At 51.4% G+C, this 3198-nt stretch carries 4 protein-coding genes; all 4 read right to left on the bottom strand.

Translation table 11 applies throughout. From position 1 onward, the window contains the following. A partial coding sequence (locus ACOSYY_RS00630) for a pyridoxal phosphate-dependent aminotransferase (RefSeq protein WP_421660290.1) occupies positions 1-1019 on the bottom strand: 1019 nt, incomplete at its 3' end. Positions 1020-1235: 216 nt separating this feature from the next. Then, positions 1236-1460 carry a hypothetical protein gene (locus ACOSYY_RS00625; RefSeq protein WP_421660289.1) on the bottom strand — a complete coding sequence of 75 codons (225 nt, stop codon included), beginning with the start codon at positions 1458-1460 and terminating at the stop codon, positions 1236-1238. A gap of 92 nt (positions 1461-1552) precedes the next feature. After that, complete coding sequence (locus ACOSYY_RS00620) at positions 1553-2182, bottom strand: hypothetical protein (RefSeq protein WP_421660287.1); 630 nt, start codon at positions 2180-2182, stop codon at positions 1553-1555. Between the two features lie 508 nt (positions 2183-2690). Continuing rightward, positions 2691-3140, bottom strand: a complete 450-nt coding sequence (locus ACOSYY_RS00615; protein ID WP_421660286.1) for an RHS repeat-associated core domain-containing protein — start codon at positions 3138-3140, stop codon at positions 2691-2693. Positions 3141-3198: the final 58 nt, after the last annotated feature.

The raw sequence follows: 3198 nt of genomic DNA, 5'->3' as shown, positions 1-3198 counted from the left end.
TCCAGCAGATACATCGCGCGAGCTTTCCCTGTGTCACCTGGAAGCCGAGACACATTCGCCAACACGTAATAGGCGCCTTCCGGGATCGTAGGAGTGAGCCCTGCCTTGATCAGCGCGCCGCAAAACTTGTCGCGCTTCCGCTGATAGTCATGCGCCAAGTTACTATAGAAACTGTCGGGCAATTCTCTGATGCCTCGCGCCACTCCCATTTGGAGCGGCGCGGGAGCACAGACGTAGAGCAGATCGTTCATCGCGCCGATGGCTCTTGCCCATGGCTGTGCTGCCACACTGTACCCGATCCGCCATCCCGTCACGCTGAACGTCTTGGAGTACCCTCCAATGGTTACCGTCCGTTCCGCCATATTCGGCAAAGAAGCCATGCTCACATGCCGCCGTCCGTCATAGAGAAAATATTCGTAGATTTCATCCGTCATGACGAACAAATCGTGCCGGCACGCAAAGTCCGCCAGCGTCTCAAGTTCCGCTCGGCTGAATACCTTCCCCGATGGATTTCCAGGTGAATTAACGATGATGGCTTTTGTTTTCGAAGTCACGACTTGCTCGAGCTGAGGCAAAGAATAGGTCCATGCCGGCGGCTGCATCCGGACAGGGACTGGAACAGCCTCGACAGCCACGAGCGCGCTGATATGGTACTGGTAGTACGGCTCAAAGAGAATGACTTCATCGCCGGGATTGAGTAACGCGGCACAGGCACAGTGAAAGGCGCCGGTTGCCCCGGCGCTGACCGTGATCTGCGTTTCCGGATCGGCCTCAATGCCGTTATAGTGCGCCAGCTTGCCGGCTATGGCCTCGCGTAACTCCGGTAATCCATCGAAGCGCGTGTACACGTTGTACCCATCTCTAATCGCCTTCTCAGCGCCTTCCAGGACGATCGGCGGCACCGGCGTGTCACAAACCCCCTGTGCCATGTTGAGGCCCTTCACGCTCGCGCAGGCCTGTGTCATTGCCCGAATTTCCGATTGGGCCAAATCCGCCATCCGCCGGCTGATTGTGCGCATTACGCTCGCTCCTTCTTTAACTTCCTGTACCGGTGTCCTTTGTGGCAGAGGATGATGCCAGGGTCAAGGTCAGAATTTGAAGCGCGATAGGAGCGGTTATAGAAGGCTACTTGCACGAGTCGTGACTACCTCTGTTCACATCTTTTCTATGCATATACTAAAGATTGCTGACCCGATCTTCTTTTGAAGTGGACCATGCCGTGACAATACAGATTTCTAACGAACTCGATCAGAAAAGTGCGAACCCGCGGGACCGACGGCAAACAGTTCGGCCTGGAGTTCTCCAGCATTCGACTGGTTCAGCGTGAGCGGCTGAGAAGTCTCATCATGAAAGTCAGGCCGTGAGTTTAGTTCCTCGCAGAACAATTTCCTCACTGCTTTGGCTTGGAAGGTCAGTAAGTTCCGTGAACGTCTTGGACGATAGGATATTGAGCCGTTCACGAACGGTCTCCTTTATTGCATTCTTTGAGTCGGAAGAATTCTCAACGCAAGACCGACCCACTTGAAGTTTTTTCTTTGTCGCCAAGGCCTTGCTATCGATCGCTAAGCCAACTACGGACTTCTGCGGCCCACTTTGGAACGTCCTCTAGGTTAATGGACTCGCAGGATTCCATAAATAATTCGATCATCTCCCGTTCTTGGCTCACCTGGATGGCTGTCGGATCATCACCGTCAATATCACCATTGGCGACTAACAAGATGGGGAATCGTTTCACTGAGTTCCAGAATACAATTCCAACAAGGGCGCAGCCGATCGCTGTGGCTTCCTCAGGGAGCTCATTTCTTTTCGCCAATCTTCTGACAACTTGCACCCATGAACTAGGGACCTCCCCTTCCGCCGCAGGCCGCTCATACTCAAAGCGGAATAGACACTTTACGGAATGCCACTCCCCAACCTTACATATCTCAAGGGTTTCACCCCATGAGTCAGGCGCACAGGAAAAGACTTTGAGAAAAAAACACTCAAACTTGAACTGCACGTCTCCATAGTCAGAATCAATGCACACGGCAGTTCCATCATCTGCCACAATCAGAACCTGATTCAGAGTCCGATTCAATACTTCTTGTTCAAAATGTTGCCGCAACACTCGCGCTTTTCCATGAATTCGCCCTAAACAGGCGAGATCATCATCTGCTGGAAGAAATACTGCTGAGTTCACCATGGCCATGTGTTCTTCGCGTTCCACATGTACGTCGTCGTGCCGCCCGTATTGGTAGTTGTTGCCAAGTTCCCATTCAGATCGTAGGTCTCGGTCGTAATCCCGAATGTGAGTTATTGATTGTCGGTGTTGTAATTGGTGGTGAGGGCAGGGAAATCGGTGCGCGCCACCGTAACCTTTATTGTTAACTGAATGGCGCCCACTCTTCTAGAGTAAGAACTCTCTTTTCATTGCGACTACTTACGACGAACCCATCTGCGTGCATGCGTCCGAACCCCAACATCCCCGGTTTGTAGGCTTGGACAACAATCCGATGATCTTGTGAAGGAAGTAGGTCATGCCATACCGACAAAGTGAGTTTGGTTCCTTGCAGAACGATTTCTTCGCTGGTTTGACTTGGAAGTTCTCTAAGCTCCACGAACCCCTTGGACGACAAAACATTGAGTCGTTCACGAACGATCGCCTTTATCGCATTGCTTAGATCGGAAGAATCGTCAACCACAATGTTCCCTCAATCAATACCACGAACTCGTAGATCGATATGCGGATTCCCTGGTCCTGGGCCAATCGATATTCTTGGCGCATTGGTCGATGCTGGAAGTGGACCATTCGCTGGCATTCTGCCAGGTCCTATCCGTAAATATCGATTGCTGTTTAAAAAACTCCCCAGGCGTGTTCCGCCAAGTGTGGTAGCGCCTCGTAACGCAAGACCTGAACCACCTAATGCATAGCCAGCATATCTTCCTTTGCTATATGCATTTGAACACTTATCAACGACATTGTTGATATCCATTGCATCTCGAATCAAGTCTGTTAGCCCTAGAGAAAGCGTATCACCAATTCCTGCTGATATATCTACGACTTCTTGCGGTAGCAGCGGCAACTCGAAGAGTCCGTACGGATCTCTGTACAACATCGGATTGCCGCTGACATAACCATAGAGATTTACGTCTCCGCTCAAGAGCTCAAATGGATCCTCTGCGTTCGAGCAGCTTTATGTGGAATCTCTAGCGCCTTGG

This window comes from Nitrospira sp. BLG_2 (assembly GCF_049222245.1).
This window is presented reverse-complemented; position numbering and strand designations above follow the sequence as displayed.